Raw genomic sequence first — 25,497 nt, 5'->3', positions numbered from 1 at the left:
GAGACGGACATAAGCCCGTCTTTCTACCTTGAGGTCTTATAATGAAAAGCTCTCTCCACATCCACAAGTTCTACTTGCATTTGGATTGTTGAAGTAAAACCCTTTTCCGTTCAATCCTCCAGAATACTCTAAAGTTGTTCCTACTAGGTATAAAAAACTCTTCTTATCTACAGCGATTTTCACACCATTATCTTCGAAGATTTTATCATCCTCACCTACTTCACGATCAAATTTTAATTGATACGAAAGTCCGGAACATCCTCCGCTTGTCACTCCTACACGTACATAATCTGTACCAGAGTTAAACCCTTCATCTTCCATCATCAGGGCTACGCGTTTACTTGCTATATCTGAAACTTTTATCATACCTTTTTTTAAAATAGATTAGTTCTAAAATGTAAGCCACAAAGGTATTATAAAAAAATGGTTTCTTACGCTAACTAACATATTTATAACGATTAGAAGTTTTAATACTAATATCAATAAAAACTATCGCTAGATGTTGTTTTTTGCTATTCTTTTCGAATTACTTTAGTAAAATACCTACTAATAACTAATCACTTAATCATCACCTCTAACTTCAATTTCTAATCACATCACAAAGATTGCAACTTTAACGCTAAAATTCAAGGACATTTAAAAGAATGTATTGAACAATTAAAGGAAAAAGTAATAACCTCTATTAAAAGACAAAGTTATCCCTTATCAATAAAACACCAAAATATTATCGTATAAATTATACAAAACTGACCATATTTACCTAAGACAAGTATCCATTTGGGATAAAATAACATGATCATCACCAATAAGACATCTTTTATCTAGTTTACAATGTTTAACCTACACTATTAAACATTGTCACTACTATTCCTACACAACACCAATGCATCATTAAAAAGAATAGCCTTTTTAAAATTTATTATCAGTAACAAACCCAATTATTCCCTCTAAATAAATAGGTACTGTACTGATACAGTGAACATATCATTAGTACTTCTAGTAAATTTGTACAAAAATAATTGTTATGAAAAAGACATTTTTACTAATGCTTGTTGCCGTACTAGGGCTAACAGCTACATCGTGTTCTAAAAGCGACGATACTCCTTTAGTTAATGAAAAAGGGATAATTGGCACTTGGAGACAGGTATCAATAACGTACTTAGATCGAAACCAAAAAAAAATAACTGATCTATTACCACCTGTCAATACTTATAATTGGCAAGCAACAGAAATTATATTTGGAAATTACGACGGATTAGAAACGAAGTTCGTATACAATAATAAAAATGAAAGAGTTATTAACGAATGGAAGTTTGACTATAGAGTTAAGGGCGACCAGCTTGTTCTAATAGATAAAAAACAAGGTTTAGGTGATATGGAGACTTACACTATTGACAAAATAACCCGTGGTCAAATGGACGTTAGATACCACGTAAGTGAACAAGAAGCCATAAACAAGGGATATCCAAAAGGAACTTATTACATCGCATATTCTTACTTCCGATACTAATAAGTACATACATAAAACAAGAAAAGCTGCTTACAGAGACAATGTCTCTGTAAGCAGCTTTTTTTATACGATTAAACCTCACACAATCCACTTCAGGTACAGACGCATTATTATGCATGTCACACTATCTTTTTAAAACAGACAGCACGCGATCCTCTACAGATACAAATGCATTATATAGATTGCGTACCAAGTTTTTGTTAGCTCTAAGTAATATAAATGATGATCCTCACAATAATAACCTCTCCTTAACCAATCTTTTTTACAATCATTTTTTTACTCAACCCTAATTGATAAACCATAAAAAATAGAATTGAATACACCAAAATACTACATTTTTTTCCCCCTCCCCTTCTACAAGCCTTCTAGTAAGCCCCAAGATTGCTTTTTCTTTCATTTTTTTGAAACCCATTTAAACATAACAATCTAATAAACAATAATTTAACTAAAATACCGTAATTATGCTCCTTCTCTAATACCCTCCTCAATCCCAACAAATTAGGGCTATGTTGTAAAATCCTAGGACAATACTTGGAGAATGATAGAACAATCATTGGGCTGAGAATATTCTGCCCAATAATACTGCTTTTATTCTTCTGCTATTCTACTCCAATCCAAAATTCAATCTAACTCTTAATTACAATACCATACGGCAAAATCTGACTAAAAACGAAATAATTTTCAGTGTTTTTAATGCTTAATTAATTCGCATTCAGCCATCAAGGTAGAGTGACTAAGGGCTGAACAACATTAAAATTTTTCTTACCACTTATGTACTAGGTATGCTGATTTTTTTATATTACAAATTCAAAAAATAATCAGCTCATATACAATAACATACATTAGATGACAGTGAATTAAAACAAAATCACAAAAAACCAAAAACACAAAAAAACATAAGTTATGGCAGAAATAAAACAGGGTATACTAGGTCCAGTAAATGGTAAAGTAGGAACAGTAGTTGGGGCAACGTGGAGAGGAGTAAATTACATCCGCGCTAAACCTCGCAAATCAAGAAAAAAACCATCAATGAAGCAATTGCTACAATGGGATAAGATGAGCCTAGTATCAACGTTTGCTAGTAAGTTTAAGGATTTTGTCAATGCGAATTGTCCTGCTGTACATAATGGAGAAAAGTGGATTACAGGTAAAGAACAAATGATCTCTAGGTTAATGACGCAAGGGATTGGGGTAAGCAATGAAGAACAACATATCAAAGTAGAAGAAGCTCTACTATCTATCGGAAACCTTGCTCCTGCAGTAATCAAGAAGATTAATCGCCTAAAGACAGGTAAGTTTAAAGTGCAATGGGAAAATGGATTGATTAATGCTCTTACACTAAATACAGATAAACTGACGATGATGCTGTATAACGAAACCCTAGACCAATTCATTGCAATAGCTGATGTGGGAAATCGCGTAGATAAGTATGCTCATTTTAGCATACCCGCTGATTGGGATAAGGGTACTGTTTACTTTTGGAGTATGTGGAAAGCCGCTGATGGTAGTGTCAACAGTACAAGCTGTTTTCACGGAATTATAGAACTAGAAAGCGCAGAGGAGGAAACAAAAATCAGAGAAAAGGAAGTAGAAAAGGGGGAACAGAAAGCCGAAAACAGACAGCAGACATTTTCTGAGGTTGTACCTATAGAACAAGCTAGAGAGATCTCTCTTAAAGACTTTCTAAAAGAAGTTGATACAAGTACTGAAATAGAAGCTATATCTCTCTTTATATCACCGTTCAAAGAAAAGCAGGCAGTAGATCAAGTACATTCTACAGAGCTAAATCTAACTATAGATTCAGAGAAATCTTCTACTGAAGATAAAACTACCCTATCTTCAATAGATGCTTCTGATAAAGAAAAGAAATTGAAAAAATGGACTCCACCAGGCTATATCCGAAAAGTAAACAAAGAGATTATCAACCAATCTCTAGAGCCAAAATCCACCGTAAAGGCTGATCAACCTAATGAGGGAGTATTCGATGAAGTGCGCTCTATTTTAGAACTTTCTAATATCAGTGAAGAACAGAAAGAATGAGAAATATAAAATGTAAAAACATCCTTTATTTAGTTGGGTTTTTAGGATAAATCGCTAATTTCTCTGATTAATTATGTAATTTGCACCTAACTCAAATAAACTAAATCAATTATGAAATTATATGCTATAGAAAGTGGCAACTTTAAACTAGACGGTGGTGCTATGTTCGGAGTGGTTCCTAAAGTAATCTGGGATAAGACTAACCCTGCTGATGGAAATAACCTAATAGATCTAGCCGCTAGACTTTTATTAATAGAAGATGGGAACAGACTGATTCTTATAGACACAGGAATGGGAAATAAGCAGTCTGAAAAGTTCTTCGGATATTATAATTTATGGGGAGACCATACTATAGACAAGTCACTGGCTAAGCATGGGTTTCACAGAGATGACATCACAGATGTATTCTTGACACACTTACACTTTGACCACGTAGGTGGTGCAGTAGATTGGAATGCAGATAAAACAGGATACGTCAATGCGTTTAAGAATGCAAAATACTGGACAAATGAGAATCACTGGGAATGGGCAACTAAGCCGAATGCTCGTGAGAAGGCGTCATTCTTATCAGAAAACATTCTACCTATCCACGAGAGTGGAGCACTTAATTTTATAAATAGACCTAATACTGACTTGTTACATAACTCAGAACTTGGCTTTGATATCTTCTTTGCAGATGGACATACTGAGAAACAGATGATTCCTATTATCAATTATAACGGTAAGAAGATTGCCTATGTAGCAGACTTACTTCCTACTGTAGGTCACATCCCTTTACCTTATGTAATGGGGTACGATACTAGACCATTGTTGACTTTAGGTGAGAAAGAGAAGTTTCTAAAGATGGCTGCAGATGAGCAGTGGTATTTATTCTTAGAACACGATGCGCACAACGAAATAATCACAGTGCAACACACTGAAAAAGGAGTGCGATTAAATGACAATTTAAAAGCTAATGATATCTTAATTTAGTGTTAAGTACACCGTTAAGATGTAACTTATTTATATTTTTAGCACGAATAACATAGACAATTTAAAATTAACTAGAATGCGATTGATTAAACCTTTATACCTTTCGGCTGCTTTAGCATTAGCTTTAACTAGCTGTGGTACTGTATCTAAGGTAGTAAGTACTCCTATCGAAGGGGTAGATAATTTACCTAAGAGAACAACGAAACTGACTGAAGAACAACTTAGAAGATGGAGTCATTTAGACATCATTAATGATACTGTTCCAGGAATGTCTGTAGACAGAGCATATGAAGAGATTCTAAAAGGAAAAAAACTACCTAAGAAAGTTATCGTAGGAGTAGTAGATTCTGGTGTAGAGATCGATCATGATGATTTAAAATCACAAGTGTGGACTAACCCTAAAGAGGTAGCTGGTAATGGTATCGATGATGATAACAATGGTTATGTAGACGATATTCACGGATGGAACTTCTTAGGAGAAGCAGTATATGAGAATGTAGAGATGGTACGTGTAATCCGCAGAGGAGATGATGGTTCTGCACAATACAAAAGAGCTGTCAAAGAATACGATCAAGAGATAAAAGATAATCAAGAGAGTAAACTTCGTGTAGATATGTTATTACGTGCTAACGAACGTATCGCTAAATATCTAGACAAAAAAGACTACACAATAGAGGACTTAAACAAGATCTCATTAGATGCTCCAGAAGAAATCACTCACTCTAAAAATGTTATTTATAACATCTTAGCTGGTGGTAGAGAGTTATCTTGGTTAGAATCTTACAAAAACAGTGTAGAAAGCAAGAGAAAACACCATTTGAACTTAGAGTTTGATGGTAGAAAAATAGTAGGTGATAATCCTGCTGACATCAACGACAGAATCTATGGTAATAACAATGTTATCGGTCCTGTAAGAGAAGAAGCTAAGCACGGTACACACGTAGCTGGTATTATCGCTCAGTCTCGTCATAACAACTTAGGTGGTGATGGTGTGGCTTCTGAAGTAGTGGAAATCATGGCTGTAAGAGCTGTGCCAGATGGTGATGAGTATGATAAAGACATCGCTTTAGGTATCAGATATGCTGTAGATAACGGTGCAAAAGTTATCAATGGTAGTTTCGGTAAATACTTCGAAGAAAATAGTCAATGGGTACGTGATGCTATCAAATATGCTGAGGAGAAAGATGTACTTATCGTAGTAGCTGCAGGTAATGACGCGATGGACTTAAACATCCCAGGTGGAGTAGAGCGCTATCCTAATGATAACGTGAAAATGGGACCAGAGATTTCTAACAACTTCTTAGTAGTAGGAGCGCTTAACCCAGAATTTGGTAAGAATATGGTCGCTCGTTTCTCTAACTATGGTCACTATGATGTAGATGTATTCGCTCCGGGAGTGAAGATTTATGCGACAGTACCTACTAATACTTATGAGTATCTGCAAGGAACTTCTATGGCATCACCTAATGTAGCAGGTGTAGCGGCTCTAGTAAGAGCATACTACCCACAGTTTACAGCAGGAGAGGTTAAGAAGATTATCATGGACTCTGGTGTGGCAGTAAACTTCGATGTAGTAGTTGGTAGTAAAAAAGAGGTTAGAAACTTCAAATCTATCTCTACTTCAGGTAAATTCGTTAATGCTTATAATGCGTTATTATTAGCAGAGAAATTATCTCAATCAAAGAAATAAACTAAATAACCCTAATACATAACTCCACATTTATTCACTTATTTGTGGAGTTTTGATTTCAAACACATTATGAAAAAAATATTACTAGCACTAGCTGTTTGCTCTATCTCACTTATAGATGCACTGGCACAAAACAATCCTAATCCAGGTTATTGGCAACAAAGCGTTGACTATAAAATGGATGTGAAGATGGATGTAAAAAAATACCAATATTCAGGTACACAAAAACTGACTTATACGAACAATTCACCTGATACATTAAAGACTGTTTTCTTTCACTTATACTACAACGCATTCCAACCGAACAGTGATATGGACGCTCTATTATCTAATATAGCAGATCCAGATTCACGTATGGTAGATACGAAAACGATCAGAGGTCGTAAGGTATTTGAGAGTAGAATCACTAAACTTAAAGAGAACGAGATCGGATATATGAAGGTCTCTAAAATGACTCAAGATGGTGAAGCAGTAGATACGAAAGAAGTAGGTACTGTGCTTCAGGTAACCCTTAAAAAGCCAATCGCACCTAAATCATCTACTACATTTAACCTTAACTTTAATGGTCAAGCTCCTGTGATGATCCGTAGAGCAGGTAGAAACTCTAAAGAAGGAGTAGCACTATCTATGTCTCAATGGTTCCCTAAAATAGCAGAGTATGACTTCGAAGGATGGCATGCAGAGCAATATTTAGGTAGAGAATTTCACAGTGTATGGGGAGATTACGATGTAAAGATTACTTTAGATAAAAATTATATCTTAGGTGGTACTGGAGAAATAGTAAATAACAATGAAGTAGGATATGGATACCAAGATGCAAGTATAGATGACAACTCTATCAAAAAAGGGAAAGAACTTACTTGGCACTTTAAAGCGAAGAATGTATTAGATTTTACTTGGGGAGCTGATCCAGAATTCATACACGATACATACAATGGTCCAGACGGTGTTAAACTACACTTTCTGTACAAAAACAACCCATCAATCATAGAAAACTGGAAAAAGTTACAACCTGTAACTGCTGATTTAATGAAGTTCTTTAACGAGAACGTAGGGCCTTACCCTTACAGTCAATATTCAGTAATACAAGGTGGTGACGGTGGTATGGAATACTCTATGTGTACACTTATCACAGGAGAGCGTTCATTCCCTAGCTTAGCTGGAGTTACTGCACATGAGTTAGCACACAGCTGGTTTCAACATGCATTAGCTACGAATGAAACTAAGCACGAATGGATGGATGAAGGGTTCACTTCATTTATTTCAGACTTAGCAATGCTTAAGGTACTACCTAAAGATCAACAGGAAGATACTAACCCTTTTGGTTCATCATATAAGAGCTACTATAACTTAGTATCTAAAGGAATGCAAGAGCCATTAAGTACTCATTCTGATCACTATATGACTAATAGAGCTTACTCTATCTCAGCATACAGTAGAGGTTCTATTTTCCTAACTCAGTTAGCCTACTTAATCGGTTGGGATAATATGATGAAAACGCTAAAAACGTATTACAGCGAGTACAAGTTCACTCACCCTACACCGAATGACTTTAAACGTGTAGCTGAGAAAGTATCAGGAGCTGTACTAGATCAATATATGATCGACTGGACACAGACAAATAATACAATCGACTACTCTATCCTATTCGTAGAAGAGTTACAAAAGAATCAAACTTTAGTAACATTAGGTAGAATCGGCAGAATGGGGATGCCATTAGACATCTTAGTTGAATATGAAGATGGAACAAAAGAAACATTCTATGTTCCTTACACTTCAATGCATTGGATTAAACCAAACCCTTATGTACAATACGAAAGAACTGTACTAGATGGATGGGGATGGGCTCAACCAGAGTATAAATTCACCATTAATAAACCTAAGAATACAATTAAAACTATTATGATCGACCCTAGCCAATTTATGGCTGATGTAAATCAAGAAAATAGTGTTTATAATAAATAAGCTAAATGGCGACCTTAATCGGGTCGCCATTTTTCTTTTATAAAGGTTCTCAATTCAGTAAACACTACTTTCATTTTATTTATAAATATCTCGTATTCCTTTGTTACCTTTGTCGCTGATATGGAACAAAAGAAATTTACATACCCTAAGAAGGAAAAGCTAAAAAGCAGGATCGCTATTGAGGAACTATTTACTACAGGTAAGACTGTGACTAAATACCCCCTGAGAATGGTCTATGTCCAGATAGCTAATGATGACAACCTACCACTTAAAGTAGGTGTTTCTGTATCTAAACGCCATTATAAAAAGGCAGTTGACCGCAATTACTTTAAAAGGTTACTACGCGAAGCTTATAGATTGAATAAGCATATGCTTTTAGATCATATTACTGAAGATAAACCTTATTCAATGATGCTCTTTTATCAATCAAAAGACAGATTGACATTTCAAGAAATTAACCATAAAATGGTCAAGCTTTTTGAGAAATTCATTGAAGCTACTACTGAAAAAAAAGAGGAGCTTTCTTAAATAAATATCATTTTACACAATATATTTGCAACGGATTAGAATAACACTTAACTTAATAGTTTCTACTGTTATTCGCTAAATACTAGTAATTAGGCATCGCATCGGAGAAATTATTGTCTATTTATTAGAGAATAAGTTTATGTACATGCGTTATTTAGAACTAAGTATTCTAATGATGGTTTGCTCTATAGGGCATGCTCAGTCTTTAGAAGTAAAGATTGACGGAGAGAATTCAAAAAACATTGTGATAATTAACTCTGAGAAATATTGGAGGATATATAGTGGTAATTCTATGCAAAATTTAAGAAAAGACATCAATATTGCCGAAGGATTGAAGACAATAGATACAATCTCTAGTAAACCAAATAACACTTTCGAGCTTTATGCTTTAGAAACAGATACAGAAGTAACTGTAGAAGGTTTACGACAGCTTCCGTTAGATGGTCAACCTAATTTTAGAGACTTAGGAGGTTATACTACTACTGATAACAGAACTGTCAAATGGGGACTCCTATTCCGCTCTGGCCAACTAAGTAGCCTATCTGATCAAGACTTACACTATCTATCCACTATTCCACTGACTACTATCGTAGACTTTAGAAGTGAACAAGAGAGTGAAGAACAAAAAACACTGTTGCCTAGCACTGTATTGAATGAAGTTTTATTACCTATTACTCCTGGTAATCTTAGTAAAGATATGGTAATGCAAATAGTCATGGATGGAGATAACACCTCTGCTGCACAACTATTAATAGATATCAATGAACAGTTAATCTTACATAATCAGCCCCAATACAAGGCATTCTTCCAAGAAGTACAACAAGCTGAAGCTCCATTAATGTTTAACTGTACTGCAGGTAAAGATCGAACGGGATTAGCAGCAGCTCTACTATTATCTGCTTTAGGAGTAGATCAAAAAACGATAGAAGAGGATTATTTATTGACTAATAAATTCGTTAATCTAAGTCTACAGAAAGTACAAGACCACTTTAATCTAGCAGAAGAACAAGCTAATGTACTACTAACTTTACTTACAGTACAAGAGCAATATCTAGCTAAAGCATTAAGTACGATAGAACAGAATTATGGTACTGTAGAATGTTTTTTGACAGAAGCACTAGAAGTAGATATCACTCTTTTAAAATCAAAATATCTTTACTAATCAATATTGTCAGTTAGTATGTATGAAAATACGTACTCTAGCAGTCACACTTTAGTATCCATATAGTTACAAATTATAAGTATTAAACCCTCAAATTTATGCAAGCAAGTTCATCGCATGGCAATCACTCCCAATTGAGTAAAATAACATTGGGAACATTACTAGTCACCTTAGGTATTATCTATGGAGACATCGGTACATCGCCTCTTTATGTAATGAAAGCAATTCTTGGTAAAGAAACTATTCGTGAAGATATTGTCCTAGGAGCTATCTCATGTGTGTTTTGGACCCTTACGTTACAGACTACAATTAAATATGTCTTCTTAACTCTTAAAGCAGATAACAATGGTGAAGGTGGTATCTTCTCTCTTTTTACTTTAGTAAAAAGGCTTAAGAAACGCTGGTTAATCATACCAGCTATCATCGGTGGTAGTGCACTATTAGCAGATGGTATCATCACCCCTCCTATCTCGATATCGTCAGCAGTAGAAGGATTAAGAATCTATGAGCCTAATCTTAAAACTATCCCTATCGTTATCGGTATTATATTTATCCTATTTGCTATCCAGCAGTTCGGTACTAAAGCCATCGGGAAGTTCTTTGGCCCTATGATGACGCTGTGGTTCTTAATGATCGGTGTGATTGGATTAACACATATAGTAGATAATCCTGGTGTATTTAAAGCACTAAATCCATATTATGCTGTACACTTACTATCTATTCATTCAGAGGGATATTTCGTATTAGGTTTTGTATTCTTATGTACTACAGGTGCAGAAGCATTATATAGCGATTTAGGTCACTGTGGGATAAAAAACATCAGAATCACTTGGGCATTCGTAAAGTCAATGCTAGTATTGTGTTATTTTGGACAAGGAGCTTATTTAATCGATTATTCTGGACAGACGCTACTTAGTCTTTCACCAGACAAAGTTAATCCCGCAAATCCCTTCTTTTTAGTTATGCCTGATTGGTTCTTACCATTTGGTATTGCTATTGCAACTTTAGCTGCTGTAATCGCATCTCAAGCATTAATCAGTGGATCATTTACACTAATTAATGAAGCTATCCGTTTAAACTTATGGCCTAAGGTAAAAGTGAAGTTCCCTACTAACGTAAAAGGTCAATTATATATTCCTTCTATAAACTGGTTACTATTTTTAGGATGTGTATTCGTTGTTTTACATTTCGAAGAATCAGGTAATATGGAAGCTGCGTATGGTCTAGCGATCACACTATGTATGATTATGACTACTATCTTATTAGGATATTATATGTACCTAAAACGAGTACATATCGTTGTTATCGTATTAGTAGAAGCAGCTTATCTAGCTTTAGAGATATCATTCTTCATCGCTAACGTGCAGAAGTTTACGCATGGTGGTTATGTAACTGTATTCATTGCTGCCTTATTAGCTAGTACGATGGTCATTAATTACTTAGGTAAGAAGATTAGAAAGAACTACACTGAATTTGTTCCTATAGATAAGTATAAAGATGTATTAGTAGATATTAGTTCTGATACAAGCATCCCTAAGTTTGCCTCTAATCTTATCTACCTTACTAACTCAAATACTTGTTCTAAAATAGAGTATAAAGCCTTATTCTCTATTACACAACGCAGACCTAAGAGAGCAGATAACTATTGGTTCGTACACGTTAATGTAAGTGATCAACCTTACAACTTAGAGTATAAAATACAAAAGATGGGAGCTGATAACATTATCCGTGTTGACTTCTACTTAGGTTTTAGAAACGATCAAAAAATTAGTGTTCTACTTAAATTAGTATTAAAAGAACTAGTTGAAAAAGGAGAAATAGATGTGATTAGTAAGTATACCTCTCTTCAAAAGAACAATATCAACACCGACTTTGAGTATGTATTGATAGAGAAAGAGCTATCTTATGACAATGAGTTACCAGCGAATGAGAAGATTATTCTTACGATGTATGAGTGGCTTAAAAAGCTTGCTCTATCAGAAGAGAAAGCCTTCGGTCTTGACAGTAGTGCTGTTACGATAGAACGCTTCCCGATGATCATAAATCCAATAGAAGAATGCCCCCTTAAGAGAAGATATTAATCTCTCTTTCTACTATAAAAAATGAGCGCTTAAACAATGTTTAAGCGCTCATTTTTTATTGATATATTATACCTTATTTGTCAAATGTAAGTGTATTTATAATAGCTTCCATTTCCATTACTATACTTCGTTTTCCCATAGAGGGATTGTAGACTAAAGCTTCGATGAATAAATATCTATTAGCTGCAGTATCCCTAAAAGCATAGCTCATATAAGGGCCACTCATAAAGCTGTTCTGCATGTCCCAGTTACCCGTAAACTCATAGACTTTACGTCCTTGTCGCGTTACATTTCTATTAGTGGGTATATATCCCTCATTAGGCCTCATAAATGAATTATCTTCTATAGAGTGGACATACTTACCATTAACAGAGTCTTTGACTGCTAAAAGGTTATTTAGAACTGTATTTTCTTTGTTTTCTATTCTAGCTAAAGGAATATCATAAATAAGTACATTACTACTTCCTGAAGCTACATCTTTCTTATACCAAACAAAATGATCATTATTGCTCACTAGTTTATAAGTAGCCGGAAGAGTAAGATTCACTCTAAACTTATCTTGAAGATAATGTGGATCGACAACATTACCTTGTTTAATTCGCTTAGTTATAACATCAAATTCAGAGCTTAAAATAGCGTTCACGATTGAATCAGAATTCTTCTTAAACTCACTTACTAGGCCTGCTTTAGAATCTCCACTAACAGTAAAGTACATCTGTGAGTCAGCAAACTTATTCTTCTCCATTTGAAAACTACTACTATTATAATTGTCAGAGAAAACAATAATATTTCGCCTACCCTTAGTACGAGAAGAGAATATATTAGGTGATATCTGCTCTAGTAATAACTTAGATTCTGGTGGAGAGATACTAGCGATAGGCTCTGCTAGATACTTACGGATACTATCTCCTACAGCACCATACCACAGCCTATCATTAATAACTACAAGTACTTGACTAGGTTCCTCTACACCATTACTCATCTTGTCATTAACGGTTCTATCTCTACAACCTACTAAAGCAAGTAACAATACTATATAACAACCTAGTTTATTCACTTTTATCTTGTTTTACTTTTAATCTAGTTAACTCTTAACTTCATTCCTGGCTTGATAGCATCAGAAGCTTTCATATTGTTTAAAGACTTTAATTTAGTCACCGTTGTCCCTGCGAACTTCTTACTGATAGAAGATAAAGAATCACCTCTCTGTACAGTATAGAAGTTGCTCTTGCTACCTTTATTAGAGGCCGATGCTTGAGCTACAGCTGTCTTACCAACCACAAGTTTCTTACCTGGATAGATGACACTACTCTTCATATTATTAAGCTTCTTAAGCTCAGTCTGAGACAGTCCATACTTTCCAGCAATACTACCTAAGCTCTCCCCCTTCTTAATCGTATGATATCTAGGATTAACAGAAGTACTCTCAACAATAGATTCTGCTACGATGCTGTAGTTAGGTTGCTCTTTTCTAGAATCAACATAGTCAACATACGCATATATCTTAGCTTCATTAGACGCCATTAAACCAATCTTCTTAATAGGCAATCTTAAGAAATTCTGTTTACCACTATCATGAGGTATCACACCTAATTTATAAGTCGGATTTAGGAAGCTTATCTCTTCTTTAGATACATCTAATAAGCTAGCTATTTGGTCAAAAGACATTGTTTTCTTAACTGCTATCGTATCCGTCTCTACTACTCTAATAGGTGTCTTTTTAGCCACTATACCATGCTCTTTAGCATACTCGAAGATATACATCGTAGCATAGAATGCAGGTAAATAGTTTTGTGTTTCACGTGGAAGATTTGGTCTAATATTCCAATAGTTTGTATATCCATTAGAACGACGGATAGCTTTACTCACGTTACCAGGTCCAGCATTATATGATGCTAACACTAAATCCCAATCACCAAACATACCATATAAATCAGAAAGGAACTTAGCTGCTGCCTCTGAAGATTTTAATGGATCAATACGATCATCTATATAAGATGTAACCTCTAAGTTATACTGTTTCCCTGTAGGATACATAAACTGCCATAGACCTGTTGCCCCCACTCTAGAGCGAGCTACTGGGTTAAGTGCAGACTCAACAATAGATAGATATTTTACTTCTAATGGCACATTCTGTTTAGCTAATTGCTCTTCGAACATTGGGAAATAGTATTCAGATAATCCTATTAACCTCTCAAAAGAACGTTTTCTCTTCTTTAAGAATGAGTTAATCACCTTTTCTAATGTCTCATTGTACTCAACATTAAATGGCGTTTTCTCATTTAATCGTTTTAAACGTTCTTTTAAAAGCTCAGTAGGTAACTCATCTAAACGAATATTTTCGTCATCGAAGTTTGCGTCAGCCAACTCACTTTCTAACTCATTAAACAAATCTTGATTCAACAACTCATTAAGCCAACGCTTCTCGATAGAAGCACTATTAGCGTGGTTAACGAATGTCTTTTTGATAGAATCTAGATATACTGCAGGATCCATCTCCTTCTTTGCAGCTTCGGTCGGCGTACTTGGTTGAGTCTGTCCCATCGAGGAGAACGAGATCAACCCCATTGCCAATAAAGTAAATACTTTGTTATTCATCGCGCTATGTATTAAAAAATCCCTGCGTCTATACACATAAACGCAGGGATCTACTATTATTCTTGTATTGCTTTTACTCCTGGTAATACTTGTCCTTCTAACATCTCTAACATTGCACCACCACCGGTAGATACATAACTCATCTTAGGTGCTAAACCAAACTGCTTAACTGCAGCTACAGAATCTCCACCTCCTACTAATGAGAAAGTACCATTCTTAGTAGCCTCAGCGATGAAGTTACCTAGTTCGATAGTTCCATTAGCAAATTTTTCCATCTCAAACACTCCTAATGGTCCATTCCATAAGATAATTTTAGACTCAGCGATCACAGGCTTAAGGCTCTCTAGAGTCTTAGGTCCAACGTCAAGTCCTTGGCATCCATCAGGAATCTCATTAGCAGCTACCACCTGTACATTAGCATCTGCAGCGAATGCGTCAGCAGCTATAATATCCACAGGTAAGTGTATCTGTACATTTTTCTCTTTTGCTTTTTTAAGAATTTCTAAAGCTAGTTCGATCTTATCATCTTCACAGATAGAATTACCGATTTTACCACCTAACGCTTTAATAAACGTAAAAGTCATACCACCACCGATAATCATGTGATCAATCTTATCTAAGATATTCTCAATAATCGTAATTTTAGAAGATACTTTAGACCCTCCTAATACTGCTGTAACAGGTTTATCAGTACTGTTAAGTACTTTATTTAAACTGTCTATTTCTTTTGCTAATAAGTAACCAAAGCATTTCTTCTCTCCGAAATACTTAGCTACGATAGTAGTAGAAGCGTGTGCACGGTGAGCAGTACCGAATGCATCATTCACATAAAAGTCAGCTAAATCAGCTAATTGTTTTGAGAATGCTTCATCACCTTTTTCCTCCTCAGCGTAGTAACGCAAGTTCTCTAATAAAATGATATCACCTGCTTTACTAGCTGCGATAGCATCCTTAACTGTAGCTCCTACACAGTCAGCTACGAATGTAACTTTACGACCTAAGATCTCTTCAGTCTTACTTACGATATGACGTAGTGAATACTTGTCATTTCGCTCTCCTTTTGGTCTTCCTAAATGCGACATTAGAATAGCTACTCCTCCATCCTTAACTATCTTATCGATAGTAGGCTTGGCAGCTTCTATTCTATTCGTATCTGTAACATTAAAATTCTCATCTAAGGGAACATTAAAGTCAACTCTAACTAGTACTTTTTGATCTTTAAAATCAAAACTATCAATAGATTTCATTTTTACGTATTTAAATATTATACCATAAGTTACACAAATATAAATCTTTTTCGATAGGAGAGTACTTGATTATTATATTGTTAAGAGATTATTTTAACAATATGCACTTGCTACTATACCATAAAAACGTCAATAAAATACATTTACTATAATAAAAACTCAGAATATGTAAGTAAAGTTTTCGTAATTAAACTATTTACACACATAAATATAAAATATACTGAACTTACAAATATTTAAGTAAAATCACATATTCCAACTTAAAACATCAAAATAAACGATTAATAATCCCTGTCTATATAACACTTTTGATTGCAGGTAGTCAAACCATGCCTATAAAAAGCATCCTTCTAAAATCTAAATATACTTCTCTTACTATAAAAATAAAGACTAATCTCTGCATGAAACTAATCTAAAACTTGGGTGCTATTTAGTAGATAAAAACCTACATAATTATAACCTTGAATATTTTAAACACTTGATAATTAATTTATCTTTGCCTTATGCAATTTTCAGATATTATAGGGCAATCCTTCTTAAAAAATCACTTAATACAGTCAGCAGCATCAGGTAGAGTACCTCATGCTCAGTTATTTATTGGTGGTGAAGGTACAGGTACACTTCCGATGGCTATCGCTTATGCCCAATACTTACTATGTAAAAACGTAGGTAATGAAAACAATGGTGGAAATGAAGCTTGTAATATCAAGTTTAATAATCTAGCTCACCCCGACCTACACTTTGTATATCCCGTAGCAAACACTGAAGCTGTAAAGAAAAATGCGACTAGTGACCTGTTCGCAGATCAATGGCGTACTTTTCTTAAGACTAATAAATACGGTAGTCTATTTGATTGGTACACACATATAGATATTCAGAATAAGCAAGGTCAGATAGGTGTAGATGAAGCAAGTGAAGTACTTAAAAAACTATCGCTAAAGTCTTATGAAGGTGGCTATAAGATTATGGTCATTTGGATGGCTGATAAGCTAAACACTGAAGCGTCTAATAAGCTATTAAAGTTATTAGAAGAACCACCTGCTAAAACAGTATTCTTACTAATAGCAGAGAATGAGAAGAACATCCTACAGACGATATTATCAAGATGTCAGGTGCTTAAATTCCCTCCATTAAATACGAGTGAAATACAAGAAGCACTAATCCAACGTGAACAATGCGATCCTCAAGAAGCTGCAATAATAGCTAATCAAGCACAAGGTAGTTATAACAAAGCACTTAGCTTAATGAATAACAAAGCGAATGCTTTGCCTTTCGAAAAGTGGTTCGTACAGTGGGTTAGAGCAGCCTTTAGAGCTAAGGGAAATGCAGCTGTAATACAAGAACTAATAGAATGGAGTGAAGAGTTAGCTGCCTTAGGTAGAGAACAACAAAAGCAGTTCTTAGAGTTCTGTATAGAGTTATTTAGACAGGCATTATTACTTAACTATCAAGCGCCAGAACTAGTCTACTATAAAACAACAGTAGACAAGTTTAGACTTGAGAACTTTGCACCCTTCGTAAACGGTGGAAATATAGGAGATATCTATAAAGAACTAGGTGATGCTATATACCATATCGAACGAAATGGAAACGCTAAAATGATATTTACAGACTTGTCTATAAAACTGACAAGGTTGATCCATAAAAAATAAACAAAAGGCTGTCACGTAAGCATACGTGACAGCCTTTTGTTTTATTCTTTTTTCTCTGAAGTAGCACGTTGATAGAGTTTAAGCTCTTCCCACGAAAACTGCTCTTCTGTACTCGCTTTTATTTCTGATAAAGGTTTCCCCTCATTACTATTAAAAAGTTGCTCTAACTCCTTAATACGAGCATCTGGTAATACTTCTTTTAGTTCTATATGACCATCCATTATCAACTTACCTAAATGAGAATAGATTGTCGTAGTAGTAAGCTTTCTAGTCAATGCGATATCTTCAATGTTTGGATTTTCTTTCCACATCTCTAAAGTAGTTACAAAGGTAGATTTCTTCTTCTCCTTAGTACCGTTTTTAGGTGTAGATGAATATATCTCTATATCTTCCTCCTCCTCTACTCCAAGCTTAGTACTGCGTATCAGATTAGCAATATTAACCAAGTGATTAATCTTATATTCACTTATCTCTAGTGAACGTAGATTCTCCTTACATATCTTCTTATCTTCCTCTATAAGTTTCAACATTATAGAAGCTTTCTTCATTTGTATAACCGTCTTTAATAAGGTTTCCTCTAGAGGTACTAACTCATCATACAACGCTTTTGATTTCTTAGCTGTCTTAACCTGAGCAATAGTAAACAACAATTCGAATACCATATGATCCATACGAGGAAAGAAATAATCATACGCCTTAAGCACACGTTCTTTCGTATATTCAAATCTAAATGGCTCTTCTGCAAACAACGCTCTCAACTGATTAACAAACTTCTCAGAGTGTATAACCATCTCATCTAAAGAGTTATTCATCTTCTGAGCCCAATTTCTAAAACTATTCTTCTTACTGCGTTCTGTCTCTGTATTATAGCTATGTAGGTGTGAATGCCACTGTGTACTTAAGTTAAACCACGAATAGGTCTCTATTAAGAACTTACCTAAGAAGTTCTTCGTTTCTAAACGCAGTTGTAAATTAAGTTCTTCAACTCCTGCTTTATTCTGCGCATAACTCATTACGTCACCATCATTGACAAGGCCGTTCATCTGAATAGGCGATAATAAAACAAGTCCTTCTAATGAGCGAAGTCTAGATAAAGCGACATAAGCCTGTCCTGGTAAGAATACTTTAGATACATCTAATATGGCCTTATCGAACGTTAGTCCTTGACTCTTATGTACTGTAATAGCCCACGCTAATTTAAGAGGATAATGACTGAATGTCCCCATAACTTCCTCTACGATCTCTTTAGTATTAGGATCAACTGTAAATTTTACGTTTTGCCATTCATAGCGTTCTACTTCGATGACTTCTTTATTCTCAAACTCTATAAATATCTCGTGCTTAGTTAGGGTCTTCACGATCCCCATCTTCCCATTATAATAGCGCTTCTCAGCTGAAAGATCATTCTTAATAAAGATGACCTGTGCCCCTACTTTTAGTGACAACTTAGCCTCTATAGGGTATATCTTCTCCGGAAACTCTCCCACTACTTCAGACATATAACTATATTCTTTGGTAGTCAATCCTTTAAGGGCATCTATATTAATCTGATCTGCCTTAGCATTATGCGTACTAAGTGTAATATATCCCGGATTATCCTTTATATTAAAAGTTGGATTTGTGTATTGATTTAACAGTGCTACATCTTCTCTAGACACATTATTATTACGCAGATTATTAAGTAGATTAATGAATACTTGATCTGACTGGCGATACACCTTCTCAAGCTCGATATACAATGGAGGATACTGACGTACTACTTCAGAATGAAAGAAAAATACTCCGTCGTAATAGCGTTTAAGAACATCCCATTCTTGATTATTAACTACTGGAGGTAACTGTAATAGATCACCAATAAATAATACTTGTACTCCTCCGAAGGGTTGTTGACTCTTACGGACAGTCTGTAGCATAAAGTTCATTGCATCTAATACGTCTGCACGTAGCATACTTACCTCGTCTATCACTAATAATTCCATACTAATAAACAAGGCCTTACGAGCATTATTCATTAGCATATGGCGTCTTAATGATACTCTATTCTCAAACTTAATGGTATCCGTAAATATAGGTGGGTTCTTTGTATCTGGAACAAAAGCCGCAAAGGGCAAATGGAAGAATGAATGTATCGTAACACCACCAGCATTCAGAGCTGCTATTCCAGTCGGAGCGACTATCACAGCATTCTTATGCGTCGTGTTAATGATTTCCTTTAACAGTGTAGTTTTACCAGTACCCGCCTTACCTGTTAAGAAAATCGACCTGTTCGTCTCATTAATAAACTTAAGTACATATTCTGCTTCTGCTGAAAAATTATTCATTCCTATTTTTTTTACAAAATACGATAATAAAGTTGTTCTAAACTAAAAAAGCCCCTGTAAAAACAGAGGCTTTTTCTAAAGTAATTCAAATAAATTACTTCTTATCTTCAGTTGCAGCAGCAGGTTTAGTCTCCTCTAATTTAGCAGGAGTTGCACTACCTTTATACTTAGCATTTAATTCTTTAATCATGGCATCAGTGATGTCATTACCTTCTTTACTGTAAATTACAGTAGAAGCTTCTTCAGTATTGAATACATACTCTAATTTATTCTTCTTAGCGTACTCAGCAATGTGTTCCTTTACTTTTTTCACAACAGCTTCCATTTCCTCTCCACTTTCTTTTTGTAGAGATTGCATAAGCGTTTGTTGTTTAAATTGTAATTCTTGTTCTTTCTTTTGAAGACCAGCAGCAGCTTGTTCAGCCCATGCTTGACCTTTTTGACGAGCAGTAGCTTGGAACTCTTGAACCTGTCTTTGGAACTGAGCAACTTCTGCTTCTAAGCTTTTTCCTTTTTCTTCAGATTGAATCTTGTATTTAGATTCCATATCTTTCATCTCATCATACTCTTTCATCAATTTTGCAGAATCTACGTAAGCAGTTTTGAATTCAGATGTTGGAGTTGCCGTATTATTACAAGAAAATAATAATCCTGCTATACCTAGCATTAAAATTGTTTTTTTCATTTTCGCTTTTTTAAACCTGTTGTAAATGTAATAAACTTTTTACAGTTAACTAAAAATAATTATTATATAATTAAAATCTATCATTAAGCATTATTAAAATAGATAATCTTAATCAAAACAGTCTCTTTTTAAACACCTAATTAGATAATAACTAAAAACACCTATATATTCATTCCACTCCGTAACCTAAAACCTCTTAAATCGCTTTAAAACAAGAAATACAACTAATTAGAGCTCTAAATCCTCTGCCGATTAGATTATATACCTCCTATTCCTTTCTAAGGTAATAAATCAAAGAAGAATATTCTAAATTATTGCGTGCTTCTATATTTGACTTTAATCCTATGCTAAATGCTTTAAACCAATTTTTCTTACCTGTCTTATATTGTTCAGATAACAACGAAACATAAAAACTGTCAAACAGCATTGGATAAGTTTCTACAAGTTCAAAATGATATGGATTAAAAAGTAAAGGAATAGATGACTGACTAAAATGCCAAAGGTGACGTGGTACATCAAATGCCGCCCAATGCTTACCATAATATTTAGCATCGTACGAATTATAATTAGGAACAGCTATTAATAATGTCCCACCTTTTTTTAAGATTCGTTGAAGAGATTTTATTTGTTCATCTAGATTAACTACATGTTCTAATACATGCCACATGGTAATAGCATCTACTGAATGATCACTAATATTATCTAAACTATCAATCATAGTGATTCCCTTATCGATTCCTAATTGACGAGCATTTTGATTAGGTTCTAATCCTAAAGTAGTCCAACCTCTATTATTTCCTTCAACTAAAAATTCTGCAGTACCACAACCTATATCTAAAAGTAATCCTTTAGTAGGATGTACATCTTCTAATATTTTAAACTTATTCTGTATAGCTTTTGATTTGACTATTTGATACACTTTATCAAAGAAAGTTTTTTTACTATCTGTATGCGAAATATATTCTGGGCTCTCATAGTATGAACCTAATTTATCTAATTCTGGAACAGGCTCAGTTTTTAGCAACTGATAAGTTTCATCTAAATAAAGTTCAAACTTCTCTTTTGATACAGAGAAATCCTCTACTTCAATATACTTAATATTTGCATTTATATCCATCCATGTAGTTTTAAAAGCCACACAAATATAAACAACATATAGCAGGCACCCATCTAAAAAAGCAAAAAAGGATAACCACTACTTTAAAAAATTTACTATTTCAAACGCTAACTTATTTTCAAGAAACTCAAGCGAGATTTAAAAAACAGAACACTATTAAATAATTACTTTAACCTAGATTATACGATAGACATATTAGCAAAAATTAATTACACAAGATAGGTTTAAATTGATTTCAGCATACTATGCTATGATAATAAAGTAAATCTGTCATCGTTAGAATTACTTCAACACTTCTTTAAGATTACTCCACATATAAGCCTATTCATTGTCCTATTGTTGAAGCAATGTTGAACCGGTGTTGAAATAGTGGACTTACAGTTAAACACAGAATAAGCAATATACACATAAACGAAAAGTCAATTCAGACCAATCTTATATGATTACTTTATATTTATATAACTCTATTCTATATTAAACAAAAAACTCCTTATTTGTTCCACGTGGAACAAATAAGGAGTTCTAAAATAATCTTTTTCTAATCTATTATCTACCCATATGGATAAGTAAGATAGATATATCTGTAGGAGTTACTCCACTAATACGTGACGCTTGAGATATAGTAATAGGTCTAATCTTTTTAAACTTCTCTTTAGACTCAAATGATAGTGATACTATCTTATCGTAGTCATAGTTATCAGGGATCTTTACATCCTCTAACCTAGTTAATTTATCAGCGTTATTCTTCTCTTTCTCTATATATCCAGAGTACTTAACTTGTACTTCAGCTTGCTCTAAAATCTCTTGATCTAAGTCATGTTCCTCTACATAAGTCTTCACTTTATCAAACTTAAGAATGTCTTCTAACTCTATTTGTGGACGTGAAAATACCTTAAACATCTTATCAGCTTGAGCCATTAATGAAGATCCTTTTTCTTCTAATATAGGATTACCTTCTTCTGGTTTTACACTTGTCTCTTTAAAGAATTGCACGAAGTTTTCAGCTTGAGTTTGCTTATGCTCCATTCTTCTCATACGTTTTTCAGACGCTAAACCTAATTCAAATGACTTAGGTGTTAATCTAAAATCAGCGTTATCTTGACGTAAAAGTGTACGATATTCTGCACGAGAAGTAAACATTCTATATGGTTCTTCTGTTCCTTTAGTAATCAAATCATCTATAAGAACACCTATATATGCCTCATCTCTTCTAAGAATTAATTCTCCTTTTTGCTGTACTTTTAAGTGCGCATTCATACCTGCCATTAGTCCTTGTGCAGCTGCTTCTTCATATCCAGTAGTACCATTAATCTGCCCAGCAAAGAATAAACCATCTACTAATTTAGTTTCTAATGTATGCTTTAACTGTGTAGGTGGAAAATAATCATACTCAATAGCATAACCTGGTCTAAATATTTTAGCTTTCTCAAATCCTGCAACAGAACGTAGAGCCTTAAACTGAACTTCCTCTGGTAATGATGTAGAGAACCCATTTACATAAATCTCACATGTATTCCATCCTTCAGGTTCAACGAATATTTGGTGTCTTTCCTTATCTGCAAAACGATTAATCTTATCCTCTATCGATGGACAATAACGTGGCCCTATACTTTTAATACGCCCCGTAAACATCGGTGAACGATCAAATCCTTCACGTAACAAATCATGTACTTCAGGCGAAGTATACGTCATATAGCAATCTCTTTGCTCTACTAATGGCTTTGTTACATCTAAATACGAAAACTTAGAAGGGTTAACATCACCACCTTGAACTTCCATTTTACTATAATCTAAAGAACGTCCATCTACTCGCGGAGGTGTACCTGTCTTCATACGTCCTGAAACAAAACCAGCTTTCACTAAGTCTTCAGTAATACCATAAGCAGCACTCTCTCCAGCTCTACCTCCACCGAATTGTTTCTCACCGATATGAATAAGTCCATTTAAGAACGTACCATTAGTTAGAATTACCGTTTCAGCTTTTATTTCTAAACCTAGATTAGTAACTACTCCTTCTATCTTATGATTCTTAATGATAAGAGAGCGTACCATGTCTTGGTAAAAATCTAAATTAGGAGTCCCCTCTAGCATCAGTCTCCATGTCTCAGCAAAGCGCATACGATCCGACTGAACACGAGGTGACCACATAGCAGGTCCTTTAGATTTGTTAAGCATCTTAAACTGTATCGCTGTTTTATCAGAGACAATTCCAGAGTACCCTCCTAAAGCGTCAATCTCTCTAACGATTTGCCCCTTAGCGATTCCTCCCATTGCTGGATTACAAGACATCTGGGCGATGTTCTGCAAACTCATTGTTATCAATAAAGTTTTTGAACCCATATTTGCAGCAGCAGCAGCAGCTTCTGAACCAGCGTGCCCTCCTCCTACTACTATTACATCATATTTATCAGCGAATATACTCATTGTTCCACGTGAAACATTAAATTAAATTACTAAGAAAATACTATTGTTCCACGTGGAACATAGCCATTTTCTCCTCTTCTTTACAGCGCATTAAACGCTCGTCTTCTGGTGATTTGTCTTTATATCCACAGTAGTGTAACACACCATGAGCCATAACTCTCAGTAACTCAACATCAAAATCAACATTAAATTCCTTGGCGTTCTCACGAACTCTTTCTACAGACAAGAAAATATCTCCTGAAACTATTTTACCTTCACAGTAATCAAAACTAATAATATCTGTTAATGTATCATGATCTAAATATTTTACATTTATTTCATGTAAAAACTCATCATCACAAAATATATAACTGATATCACCAGAGATTAATCCTTCTGAAGTTACTATCTCTTCTATCCAATCTTCATATTTAGTTATATCAACTAATTGAAAATCAGTTTCATAGTTAAAAAATATCATTCTTTTTCTCTATTAAAAAATAATTGCTGCAAAGGTACACGGAAAAATAAAAAATAAACTTAAAAAGCCCTTAAAATATCAATCTTACGAATTAAAAACTCAGATAGCTAATGAATTAGCTTTAACTCCTTTAAATACGCACCAAAATACTTAGTCGTAGTTAATACAACCCCGTGAGCTTTCAATATTCTACGCATCTACGAAGTGAAATTCAAATATCAAAACCACAAAGCGAAGTTTCAATAAAAATCACCACTAGTAAAGGAATCAGATAAAATTAGAATGCCAAAGTTACACAAATCATTTCCCTTTACACTAACAAACGAGAAAACTATAAAATAATAATTTCCATACCCCTCCACTACTTCCCTAAAATATTTCACGTGAAACATTTTTTAAAATACAACAATCATAAGAGATCCTTTGATCAACAACTGAGAGCTAAACCACAAAAAGACAAATCGAGAACTATTAATTACTCCTTGCGTTATTCCTTTAAAATATTCTATGTAGGATATTTTTCTAAATAGAACAATTACGATGCGTACTTTGATTAATCACAAAAACCTAGAAGTATAAACGATTTACCCCTATTACAATTCCGTTAAAAGATTTTGTGTAAAAGATTTTTCAAAATAGAACAACTACGGCATACACTTCGATTACAAAAAAAAACATTAAAACACACATTTTTTCAGAAACTAATCTCCTTGCTATAATTTCGATAAAACGGACTAAGTCCCATTCAAAAAAAAATATGAAAATCTCAGAGGGTTCTAAAAGATGTTTATTTTCTGAAAAACTAAAGAGGTACGATAAAATCCACCGAAAAAAACTTTTCAGTAAAAAACTACGAAAAGAAAATAAAGTAAACTAAAAAAAGTGGTGTTACAACAAAATGTTCCACGAGGAACATTTTACTTTTATGAATCAATAGCGTCCTAAACGCTTAAAAAAAGGCAAAAAAAAAGAGAGTAAATTAAGGATCTCAAATTATCTTTGAGTTGCACACCAAAAAACACTCTCTCTATGACAAATGTAACTT

18 protein-coding genes are annotated in these 25,497 nt (G+C 34.3%); 9 read left to right on the top strand and 9 right to left on the bottom strand.

The genetic code is table 11. The features are described from left to right. Positions 1 to 36 precede the first annotated feature (36 nt). Positions 37 to 366 (bottom strand): iron-sulfur cluster assembly accessory protein, encoded by a 330-nt coding sequence (locus tag CF599_RS04080; protein WP_121964770.1) that lies wholly within the window; start codon positions 364 to 366, stop codon positions 37 to 39. Positions 367 to 1,024: 658 nt separating this feature from the next. Here CF599_RS04080 and CF599_RS04075 point away from each other — a divergent pair. The 8 genes from CF599_RS04075 to CF599_RS04040 all read left to right on the top strand — a co-directional run bounded on the left by CF599_RS04075 (position 1,025) and on the right by CF599_RS04040 (position 11,948). Beyond that, positions 1,025 to 1,510, top strand: coding sequence for a hypothetical protein (locus CF599_RS04075; RefSeq protein ID WP_121964769.1), 486 nt, complete (start codon positions 1,025 to 1,027; stop codon positions 1,508 to 1,510). Between the two features lie 903 nt (positions 1,511 to 2,413). Beyond that, positions 2,414 to 3,550 (top strand): DUF6266 family protein, encoded by a 1,137-nt coding sequence (locus tag CF599_RS04070; protein WP_121964768.1) that lies wholly within the window; start codon positions 2,414 to 2,416, stop codon positions 3,548 to 3,550. Between the two features lie 111 nt (positions 3,551 to 3,661). After that, positions 3,662 to 4,522: an MBL fold metallo-hydrolase gene (locus CF599_RS04065; RefSeq protein WP_121964767.1), complete on the top strand. Its 861-nt coding sequence runs from the start codon at positions 3,662 to 3,664 to the stop codon at positions 4,520 to 4,522. A 76-nt stretch (positions 4,523 to 4,598) separates the two neighbouring features. Next, the gene (locus tag CF599_RS04060) at positions 4,599 to 6,212 is read left to right on the top strand and encodes a S8 family peptidase (protein ID WP_121964766.1); all 1,614 of its coding nucleotides are present in this window, start codon (positions 4,599 to 4,601) and stop codon (positions 6,210 to 6,212) included. Positions 6,213 to 6,281: 69 nt separating this feature from the next. After that, the gene (locus tag CF599_RS04055; protein ID WP_254050234.1) at positions 6,282 to 8,177 is read left to right on the top strand and encodes a M1 family metallopeptidase; all 1,896 of its coding nucleotides are present in this window, start codon (positions 6,282 to 6,284) and stop codon (positions 8,175 to 8,177) included. Between the two features lie 120 nt (positions 8,178 to 8,297). Beyond that, positions 8,298 to 8,705 (top strand): ribonuclease P protein component, encoded by a 408-nt coding sequence (rnpA, locus tag CF599_RS04050; RefSeq protein WP_121964764.1) that lies wholly within the window; start codon positions 8,298 to 8,300, stop codon positions 8,703 to 8,705. A 145-nt stretch (positions 8,706 to 8,850) separates the two neighbouring features. After that, a complete protein-coding gene (locus CF599_RS04045) occupies positions 8,851 to 9,867 on the top strand; it encodes a tyrosine-protein phosphatase (RefSeq protein WP_254050233.1) in 1,017 nt (338 codons plus the stop codon). 98 nt (positions 9,868 to 9,965) lie between these two features. Further along, a complete protein-coding gene (locus tag CF599_RS04040; RefSeq protein ID WP_121964763.1) occupies positions 9,966 to 11,948 on the top strand; it encodes a KUP/HAK/KT family potassium transporter in 1,983 nt (660 codons plus the stop codon). A 73-nt stretch (positions 11,949 to 12,021) separates the two neighbouring features. Here CF599_RS04040 and CF599_RS04035 read toward each other — a convergent pair whose 3' ends face one another. The 3 genes from CF599_RS04035 to pgk are packed head-to-tail and all read right to left on the bottom strand — an operon-like array spanning position 12,022 to position 15,793. After that, a complete protein-coding gene (locus CF599_RS04035; protein WP_254050232.1) occupies positions 12,022 to 13,005 on the bottom strand; it encodes a DUF4837 family protein in 984 nt (327 codons plus the stop codon). 23 nt (positions 13,006 to 13,028) lie between these two features. Further along, positions 13,029 to 14,546 carry a lytic transglycosylase domain-containing protein gene (locus CF599_RS04030; RefSeq protein WP_121964762.1) on the bottom strand — a complete coding sequence of 506 codons (1,518 nt, stop codon included), beginning with the start codon at positions 14,544 to 14,546 and terminating at the stop codon, positions 13,029 to 13,031. Positions 14,547 to 14,602: 56 nt separating this feature from the next. Continuing rightward, entirely contained in the window at positions 14,603 to 15,793 is a 1,191-nt protein-coding gene (gene pgk, locus CF599_RS04025) for a phosphoglycerate kinase (RefSeq protein ID WP_121964761.1), read from the bottom strand. 503 nt (positions 15,794 to 16,296) lie between these two features. Here pgk and CF599_RS04020 point away from each other — a divergent pair. Then, positions 16,297 to 17,445 carry a DNA polymerase III subunit delta' gene (locus CF599_RS04020; protein ID WP_121964760.1) on the top strand — a complete coding sequence of 383 codons (1,149 nt, stop codon included), beginning with the start codon at positions 16,297 to 16,299 and terminating at the stop codon, positions 17,443 to 17,445. A gap of 41 nt (positions 17,446 to 17,486) precedes the next feature. Here the strand turns inward: CF599_RS04020 and CF599_RS04015 are convergent, their stop codons facing one another. From CF599_RS04015 to ybeY, 5 genes are all read right to left on the bottom strand, one after another. Continuing rightward, positions 17,487 to 19,766, bottom strand: coding sequence for a helix-turn-helix domain-containing protein (locus CF599_RS04015; protein WP_121964759.1), 2,280 nt, complete (start codon positions 19,764 to 19,766; stop codon positions 17,487 to 17,489). A gap of 94 nt (positions 19,767 to 19,860) precedes the next feature. Beyond that, on the bottom strand, positions 19,861 to 20,451 hold the full coding sequence (locus CF599_RS04010) for an OmpH family outer membrane protein (RefSeq protein ID WP_121964758.1): 591 nt from the start codon (positions 20,449 to 20,451) through the stop codon (positions 19,861 to 19,863). 268 nt (positions 20,452 to 20,719) lie between these two features. Next, positions 20,720 to 21,568, bottom strand: a complete 849-nt coding sequence (locus CF599_RS04005; protein ID WP_121964757.1) for a bifunctional 2-polyprenyl-6-hydroxyphenol methylase/3-demethylubiquinol 3-O-methyltransferase UbiG — start codon at positions 21,566 to 21,568, stop codon at positions 20,720 to 20,722. 546 nt (positions 21,569 to 22,114) lie between these two features. Beyond that, positions 22,115 to 23,992, bottom strand: coding sequence for a tRNA uridine-5-carboxymethylaminomethyl(34) synthesis enzyme MnmG (gene mnmG / locus CF599_RS04000; protein WP_173835511.1), 1,878 nt, complete (start codon positions 23,990 to 23,992; stop codon positions 22,115 to 22,117). Positions 23,993 to 24,032: 40 nt separating this feature from the next. Further along, on the bottom strand, positions 24,033 to 24,452 hold the full coding sequence (gene ybeY / locus CF599_RS03995; protein WP_121964756.1) for an rRNA maturation RNase YbeY: 420 nt from the start codon (positions 24,450 to 24,452) through the stop codon (positions 24,033 to 24,035). Positions 24,453 to 25,497: the final 1,045 nt, after the last annotated feature.

The sequence above is a fragment of the Myroides sp. N17-2 genome, from assembly GCF_002286775.1.
GTDB lineage: Bacteria > Bacteroidota > Bacteroidia > Flavobacteriales > Flavobacteriaceae > Flavobacterium.
The sequence above is the reverse complement of the archived record's forward strand: the minus strand, read 5'-3'. Positions and strand labels throughout refer to the sequence as shown.

Coding starts and splice junctions, on each gene's coding strand:
- pgk (WP_121964761.1), bottom strand. CDS start 15,793: ATGAAATCTATTGATAGTTTTGATTTTAAAGATCAAAAAGTACTAGTT.
- CF599_RS04045 (WP_254050233.1), top strand. CDS start 8,851: ATGCGTTATTTAGAACTAAGTATTCTAATGATGGTTTGCTCTATAGGG.
- CF599_RS04080 (WP_121964770.1), bottom strand. CDS start 366: ATGATAAAAGTTTCAGATATAGCAAGTAAACGCGTAGCCCTGATGATG.
- CF599_RS04055 (WP_254050234.1), top strand. CDS start 6,282: ATGAAAAAAATATTACTAGCACTAGCTGTTTGCTCTATCTCACTTATA.
- mnmG (WP_173835511.1), bottom strand. CDS start 23,992: ATGAGTATATTCGCTGATAAATATGATGTAATAGTAGTAGGAGGAGGG.
- CF599_RS04015 (WP_121964759.1), bottom strand. CDS start 19,766: ATGAATAATTTTTCAGCAGAAGCAGAATATGTACTTAAGTTTATTAAT.
- CF599_RS04030 (WP_121964762.1), bottom strand. CDS start 14,546: ATGAATAACAAAGTATTTACTTTATTGGCAATGGGGTTGATCTCGTTC.
- CF599_RS04020 (WP_121964760.1), top strand. CDS start 16,297: ATGCAATTTTCAGATATTATAGGGCAATCCTTCTTAAAAAATCACTTA.
- CF599_RS04005 (WP_121964757.1), bottom strand. CDS start 21,568: ATGGATATAAATGCAAATATTAAGTATATTGAAGTAGAGGATTTCTCT.
- CF599_RS04075 (WP_121964769.1), top strand. CDS start 1,025: ATGAAAAAGACATTTTTACTAATGCTTGTTGCCGTACTAGGGCTAACA.
- CF599_RS04065 (WP_121964767.1), top strand. CDS start 3,662: ATGAAATTATATGCTATAGAAAGTGGCAACTTTAAACTAGACGGTGGT.
- CF599_RS04060 (WP_121964766.1), top strand. CDS start 4,599: ATGCGATTGATTAAACCTTTATACCTTTCGGCTGCTTTAGCATTAGCT.
- rnpA (WP_121964764.1), top strand. CDS start 8,298: ATGGAACAAAAGAAATTTACATACCCTAAGAAGGAAAAGCTAAAAAGC.
- ybeY (WP_121964756.1), bottom strand. CDS start 24,452: ATGATATTTTTTAACTATGAAACTGATTTTCAATTAGTTGATATAACT.
- CF599_RS04010 (WP_121964758.1), bottom strand. CDS start 20,451: ATGAAAAAAACAATTTTAATGCTAGGTATAGCAGGATTATTATTTTCT.
- CF599_RS04070 (WP_121964768.1), top strand. CDS start 2,414: ATGGCAGAAATAAAACAGGGTATACTAGGTCCAGTAAATGGTAAAGTA.
- CF599_RS04040 (WP_121964763.1), top strand. CDS start 9,966: ATGCAAGCAAGTTCATCGCATGGCAATCACTCCCAATTGAGTAAAATA.